The organism is Caenimonas sedimenti (assembly GCF_007833165.1).
GTDB classification, from domain to species: domain Bacteria; phylum Pseudomonadota; class Gammaproteobacteria; order Burkholderiales; family Burkholderiaceae_C; genus Ramlibacter; species Ramlibacter sedimenti.
Genome location: NZ_VOBQ01000023.1, coordinates 122107 through 129487 on the forward strand (window position 1 = coordinate 122107; position 7381 = coordinate 129487).

At 59.0% G+C, this 7381-nt stretch carries 4 protein-coding genes; 3 read left to right on the forward strand and 1 reads right to left on the reverse strand.

What is annotated here, in order from left to right; all coding sequences use genetic code 11:
- The first annotated feature begins 70 nt into the window (after nucleotides 1–70).
- Together FN976_RS25735 and FN976_RS25740 are read left to right on the forward strand one after the other, a co-directional pair.
- On the forward strand, nucleotides 71–2554 hold the full coding sequence (locus FN976_RS25735) for a tetratricopeptide repeat protein (RefSeq protein ID WP_145896340.1): 2484 nt from the start codon (nucleotides 71–73) through the stop codon (nucleotides 2552–2554).
- Between the two features lie 414 nt (nucleotides 2555–2968).
- Nucleotides 2969–4666: an AIPR family protein gene (locus tag FN976_RS25740; protein ID WP_145896342.1), complete on the forward strand. Its 1698-nt coding sequence runs from the start codon at nucleotides 2969–2971 to the stop codon at nucleotides 4664–4666.
- Nucleotides 4667–4865: 199 nt separating this feature from the next.
- Here the strand turns inward: FN976_RS25740 and FN976_RS25745 are convergent, their stop codons facing one another.
- Nucleotides 4866–5213 (reverse strand): helix-turn-helix domain-containing protein, encoded by a 348-nt coding sequence (locus FN976_RS25745; RefSeq protein ID WP_349291422.1) that lies wholly within the window; start codon nucleotides 5211–5213, stop codon nucleotides 4866–4868.
- 781 nt (nucleotides 5214–5994) lie between these two features.
- Here FN976_RS25745 and FN976_RS25755 point away from each other — a divergent pair.
- Nucleotides 5995–7257: a hypothetical protein gene (locus FN976_RS25755; protein WP_145896343.1), complete on the forward strand. Its 1263-nt coding sequence runs from the start codon at nucleotides 5995–5997 to the stop codon at nucleotides 7255–7257.
- Nucleotides 7258–7381 lie beyond the last annotated feature (124 nt).

Sequence of the window (7381 nt, forward strand, 5' to 3'; positions counted from 1 at the left end):
GTCCACAACAATCAGTTTTCGCTAGTTGGCCGGTCGCGCGACGCCTACTATGTCGAGAGGAGAACACTAGATGTCATCAGGCCTATTGCTACACGCGGCGACGCCGACGGCCGCGGCAGAGCACTGGAAGAGTTATCTGAAGCAGCAAAGCGAGATGGTCTCGGCCGCCCGTCTCGGAAACTGGCTGTCGGTTGCGAACACAGCGATCACATACTACGCCGTGCGCAAAGGCGCCGAGGACACCGTGCGTGCCGTCCAAAAGGCCGCTATCGACCACAAGTGGGAAGCCCGGGAAAACAGCAGGCGGATTCTCTATGGTTTAGAGGATCTCGGTGATCGGATCACGAATTCCGTCTCTCAGCTTGGGCGCGTGCTGGACGACCGCTTGGCGTTGGTGGTAGATCAGATCGCGGTAGCGACCGCAGTCTCCAAGGACATCCTGGCCATCCTGCACGTTCCTGAGTTTCAGAAGGAACGCCGCTACTACTACGAGCAGGGACTGAGGCACTACGCGAACTCGCGCTTCGACTCATCCCTCTACGAGGACGCGCTGCGCTCATTCAAGGAAGCGGAGACGCGCGACCCGTCGGATCCGCAGGTGCTGTATCGGATTGGCCTCACCTACCTTTACGCCGATTCCGCGTGCGATCTTGAGCAGGCACACAGCTACCTGCAGCGCGCAGGAAAGTACGCCTTTGTGGCCGCGCAGCCGGACGCGGCGCGCGCTGCCGGTGTACTGCAATTGGTGGATGGTGACAAGCGCGAGCAACGCGAGAACGAGCTGTTCGCCGCGGCTGTCCTGTGCGACTTCAGCATTGCATCTGTCGCATTGCAGAGGCTCAGTGATGCAGCGGGCGCGGCGCAGCGTGCTTTGTCCGTGGTTCCGGACTATTTGCCTGCGCGTGTCCAGCAGATCCGCGTCCTCAGTGCGATGGCCGACGCGACGGTCCGAGACTACGCACTCCGGATCCTAAGGGAGCGGCCGGAAGCGGCAGCCGCGTTCGCGGACGACCAGTTACTTGAAGACCCAGGTGTTCGTGACGCGCTGGCCACATACCGACAAGAGCAGACGGCCAAAGACGCGGCGCGTCTGAACGACCTTGCAAAGCGCATCGGGAGCGTCGAGCGGGAGTTGTTGGAGCTTGCCGGCGAACCGATGACAGAGGCGGCTACGCTCTTGCGGGAGCTGCGCGAGATGAGTCCGGCCGACAGGCAGGATTCGGCGGCCGTGCTGGTACGCAAGCTACGTGCTCCGGACGCCCGCCTCAACTTTAACTTGCCGCGCTTGCGGGCTGAGGTGAACGGGGGATCCACGGACCTGGAGGTCTACCTGAACGACCGAGGAAGATCAATCGTGGTTCTGGCGAAGCCGCGAATCCAGGCCGGCACGGAGGCACCGACTCAGTACGCACTTCTCACGGTGCTCGCAGATGCTGCGCAGGTAAAGGTGAGCGTCATGAAGGCGCAGTCCTCATCCACGAATGCACGAGGAGTGCTGGCGGACGACGGGAGCTTCTTTATGGACGGGGCGTCAGAGATCGTGAATGTGCGCACTGCTGAGCGCACTCCGGTACGCGCGCGTGAAGCGGCGTATGCCACATACCTAGGCGGCGTGCCTTGTTGGCTGCATGTCACGAACGGTGATTGGACCCTCCTGAACGCGCTGACCGGAGCGGCAATTCACACCGGGAAAATGAAATCGGTCGAGTATCCAATCGGGGAAGGTGCTGGTGCGCGTACCATCAATTTGACCTACACGCCGAAGCCCGCAAGGAACCCGGGTCTCTTTCTATTCACGGGGCCCGGCGGGAAGGCGAACACCGTTCAGATTTTGATTCTGCAGAATGGGCGGGTGATCGAAGCACCTTTACCTCCTAAAGGCGCCTTCGTAAGCGCCTTCGATGCCCGTCTTACCCGCGATGCGTCCAAACTGCTGGTGAGAAGCGGTCTGGGCGCTACCGGGGATAAGGGCTCCAAGGACGAGCCCGCGAATGTCCTCCACGTGCTTGATGCGAAGACCGGAAACATTCTCCTGGAGTACGAAGGACCAGGAAGTCTGCTTGCGAGCACGCCGGCAGGTGAATGGATCGGGCCCACTGAAGGATCGGAAGCGGATCCTTCGGCACATGTGGACTGCGACCCTGACGGGATCGTTCGCGCGACCTGGAAGGCGGGCCGCGTCACATTTTCGCCTGGTCCTGCGGCTTCTAGTCTCATCGACTTCGTAGAGGCTTACAGGCGAGCAGCCGCTCTGCGCGCAGGCGGCACAGGGATTGTTCCTGCCGTAGTGCCAAGCCTTACAGACATGGCACAGAAGCCCGAGGAGCTTTGCTTGGAGGCTCGCATAGCGGAGTTCGAGCGAAGGCTTGATGCCGCAACTCCCGAGGCTCGTGCGGTACACATCGAAGCGCGAAACGCTCAGCGCAAGGAGGAGGGCCGGTGGCTAGGCAAGAAGACGTGGGCGCCCGTCCTGGCCCTATACGAACGCGCCCTCACCCTCGGATATCCCGCAGAGGACGACATTGCAGACGTCCGTAGGCGCATGGTGCCCTAGTCAGCGGTGAGCCACCGGCCCCACGCGCCTGGGCACCGCTGCTTTTGATCGGGAGCTGCGTCGCATCCTGCGGTTTTCTTCGTCGGGCAAGGTCCATGTCCCCTTCCGGCCAAGCCACCGTTTTGCTGGTTGACGAAAAAAAGTGCAGGGCTTCGCGATTCGAGAGGCCGAATACTGATAGCAATCGATTTTCACTGACGTGTGCCGACTGTTGCGCGGGCGTTGAGCGTGCTTTCCTGCACTTCCGGTGAAGCCAAAGGCCATGCGCATCACATCACTTCGACGCGAGCGGCCGATGTGCTCCAAGCGGAGCCGCGGTCGCCCATTTGCATCTCACTGCACTGACGTGGTTCCCAGAAGGCAGCGTGGGTCGCTATAGTCCTGCTTGCCCAGAGTTGGGCGGGGAGAGGGCATATGGATATCGTCACCGCGAGTCTGCTCGGTGAGTTCGTTAAGGAGCACGGGCTGGAGGCCTTGAAAGAGGACTCGCAGTTTGAGCATTTCTGCACCTACGCTGTCGTCCACAGGAGCTTCTCCGGTGAGACCTTCAACACACACGATCTGGTTGTTGGTGCCGGAGGGGATACCGGCATTGACGCCATCGCGATCTTTGTCAACGGCACCTTGATCACAGACATGGATCAACTGGAAGAGTTGTGCTCCCTCAGTGGACAGCTTGACGTGGCATTCGTATTTGTACAAGCCGAGCGAAGCAGTAGCTTTGACGCCATGAAGATCGGCAACCTTGGATTCGGGGTTGCTGACTTCTTCAGCCAAGATCCAAAGTTGAAGCGCAATGATAGGGTCATCGCCTCGGCGGAGATGGCACAGATGCTGTTCGCACGGAGCAGCAAGTTTTCTCCCGGGAATCCCGTCGTACGAATGTTCTATCTCACGACAGGTAAATGGGTTGACGAGACGGACTTGGTGAATAGGCAAGAAGCTCAGTGCAAGGACCTTTACAGCACTGAGGCTTTCCGCGACGTTACGTTCGAGTCATTCGGTGCCGCGCGACTCCAAAAGCTCTATCGAGAAACTCGCAACGTCGTTAACCGCGACTTCGAGTTCAAACACAATGTGAGCGTTCCTTCGTCTGAAGGCGTACAAGAAGCCTTCATCGGCTACCTTCCGTGGTCGCAGTTCCTGCGAATCGTGGCCGACGATGCGGGAACGTCTGTGAACAGCACGCTCTTCTTTGATAACGTGCGTGATTGGCTTGGTGAGACTCCGGTGAACTCGGAGATCAAAGGAACTTTGGAATCTCCGCGAAAGGCACGCTTCGCGTTGATGAACAATGGCGTGACCATCATCGCCCGCGCGATGAAGCGGACGTCCGACACCTTCCACATCAGTGACTATTCCATAGTCAACGGCTGCCAGACAAGCAATGCATTGTTTGCAGCCCGCGAATCATTGGACGACTCAGTGTCCGTGCCAATTCGCCTGATCCATACACAGGATGAGGAGATCATCAACGACATCATCCGAAGCACCAACTTGCAGACACCCGTCACCGAGGAGCAGTTTTTCGGCTTGCAGGAGTTCCCGAAGCAGCTTGAGCAGTATTTCCAATCTGCTCAAGATCCTCAGCGTAAACTTTACTTCGAGCGCCGTGACCGTCAGTACGACAGGCTGTCAATCGAGAAGACAAGGATCGTTACTAACAGGGACATGGTGAAAGCCTTCGCGTCGATGTTTCTCAACGAGCCGCATAGCGCCACTCGAAGCTATGGGAGCCTACGTGAGAGGGTAGGCGGTCAGATCTATGCGAAGGATAGTCGCATGGAGCCGTATCTGCTAGCGGCGCTAGCACTGTACAAGCTGGAATTCATGTTCCGCAACGGGAAGGTTGAGCCTCGCTTCAAGCCAGCTCGTTTCCACATCATCATGGCAGTTCGAATTATCGCCGCGGGCTGGAAAATGCCATCGATGAACTCGAACCAGATGGAGAAGTACTGCGCTCCGGTGATCGATCAGCTTTGGACAAACCCCGACACTCTCATCACAAAGGCCGTGCAGGCCATTCAGCTTGTCGCCAACGACAACATGGACCGCGATAACATCCGGACAGAGCAATTCACGCACGGCGTGATCAATTACCTTCTGGCTTAAGGTGCAAGGATGTATTTGGCTTTCTAGCTATCGACAATAGTGCATTTCCGCTAGTGACAACGCGATGGCACCTCTCGAGCGAAGGCGGACCTCAAAACACAGTCGCACTTCCTTGATTCGGCAGCTGGTCAAGAGCGCCTTGATGGCGAGTGTCGTTCACAGGTGAAGCCGGTTTAGCCCGGCTTGTCCTCAAAGGTCATCAAGCCAAGATTCCACTGAGGAGTTCGGTGGGGAGGACTCCCAGTGCTTGGCATACCTCCACGAATTCCAGAACATCTAGTCTGCGCTCGCCACTCTCGTACTTGCTGACGAACGACTGCGGGCGGCCGAGCTTCTCTGCTACATCTTCCTGCGTCAGCCCCGCTTGAGACCTGGCCTCCGCCAGCGCGGAACGAAGCTTCTTATAGAAAGTTGACTGCAGGACGCGGGGCACGGCCGCGACTCTGCCCGGTGGTGCAGAATATCCCGAATTGGGATATTCTGTGACGTGCGTCAAGGACCTATATGAGCAACAATCAGCGAAACCAGTCGCGGGGTAGGGCATCATGCCGATGAGGAAAAACCCCGTAGCTGAATGGCCTGGGGTGGTGGTCGGAGATCAGAAGACTGGTCGCGTCGAAGGCGTTGTCATCAGCGCATCCGCGAACCTTGGATTGGGCGTAACCGTCAATGGCGAGCCAGCTCGTCTCGCTGTCGTGACTGCAGACGGTAAGATTTATGACGTGGAAGACATTGCGAAGGAGGCGTTCGCGGTGTCTGTTAACGCCTATCGCGACTTTCTACGCGCGCGGGGCCATTTGAAATCATGGAGCCGCTCTATGGCGCCCGGGCAACCTTGCGAGACGAAGCCGCCATGGGATACGACGTGAGTGTCTCAGCTGGTGTGCGTCGGGCGGAGTGGGCGTCAACGCGATCCACCTCAGATGTCCGGTGCCGCACTTGGCGACGCGCCAAACGCGGGCAGCGCCAAGTTTGACACTGCTTTACTAGTGCGGACGCATGCCGTCATGCTCAGGAAGGCCAACGCCTTGATTGGGCAGTGATCAGAGGAGCAGGTCTGCTATGGGTCGAAAGCAGTCGTAGAGCATCGTTAGCTCCTCTTCATGAGGAGCTAACGATGCAAAAAGCGACGGTCTGCCTGGACAAGGGGCCGCCTCCTTGGCCAAAAGCCGCCGCTCAAGCCGACAGAGATCGGGTCCCTCCGCATTTCGCCTTCAGCTTGCGGACAAGGCTCGTCACTTGGCGCTCCCTCAATCTAGCGGTCGATTGCAAGCTCCGGGCTTGGCGTTGAAAATCCAAGCGACCACCAACTAGAGGGAGAACAAGACTTGAAGCTCAATCAGGAGAAGATCACCACTGCGCTCAAGGCGCTGGACTGGCCGGCGGTCGAGCGCGAGCTCGACGCCGTGTCACTGATGGAGGACGACGTTGAAGCGGCACTGAAACTTGTCCTGAGGTCCGACCGAATGGTGCGGCGGCGCCCGGGCGATGACGGCGTTGCTCGCGACCTGCTGCTGCAAAGGCTGCAGGAGTACCTGCGCAGTCACTCCTTCGTCGAGGGCGCAGACACAGTTCCTGAGCTGCAGGGCATCTTCCGCAGGATCGACAAAGGCTACGTAGCCATTTATGCGAGCGAGGCCGCGCTTGAATTCACCCAGCTGACCCCGCAGCAGCGCATCGACTCAATTTTCGGTGCTTTGGAAGACGTCGCCACGAGCATGAAGGCGGACTTCGACAGAACCCTGAAGCAGGCCAAGTACATCAGCGCCGGCATGAAGTTCGAGGATGCGACGGGCACCGGTTACCACCCGCCGGCGATCTTTCACGGCCTGACGCTCGCCGCCACGGACGCGCTCCTGATGGAGGCATATTCGAACGGCTACCTGCAAGGCGGTGTGATGGTCCTGCTGGTGCCTGGCCCCTCGACTGCGACGGCGATCGCAGCCGCAAACGTCAAGCTCGTGAACGCAGGTCTATGGCGGCGCTGGAAATACGTTGATGAACATCACCGGTACCTAGACGCCAAGCTTGAGGAATTCAACCCGCCGGAGCTGCCGGACTGGGTCACGCAGCTGCCTCCAGCGCTCTCGCTGAACACCGTGCTGGAGTTTCTGCCAGATCTCAATCTGACGCTGATGGACCATGTGGCGACGGAACGCTTTGACCAGCGGATGATCCAGACGCTACAGGAGATGCTGAGGGGCACGAACCTCCTACAGATCATTGCGCCCGAGGGAGCCCCGCAGGTTCCGCTTCCGCCAAAAGGCACGATTTCAATGCAGGAGGCGCACGCGGGCACGCTACTGGGCGAATACCTGAGCATGCCCTTGGACACGACTCGCGCAGGGTCGATGTTCCTGCACGAAAGGCTCCGCGGCTACGCAGTCCTTCAGCAACTGGCCATCGACCTCATCGAGAAGAATCAGACCTACTTCCCGCGGCTTTCAAAGACAGATCTGGAAGCCGAGCTCACGCGGTGCGGCATGAGCCTAAAGGCGGTAGCCGCCTTCATCAAGGAGGCGACATTCGGCAAGTCCAACCGCGACTTCTACGACCAGCCCCTCATTCAGTTGCAGGATGGGCACTACTGAACCGCCCCGGGTTTCGTGGAGGCTGGTTGGTGTGAGTCAGACCGGGATGGTCTGGTGACTTCGGCTTTCGGATTCTCCTTTCTTCAAGCCCCCCGCAGGGGCCGCCGGAGGCCCCCCAGGTCGT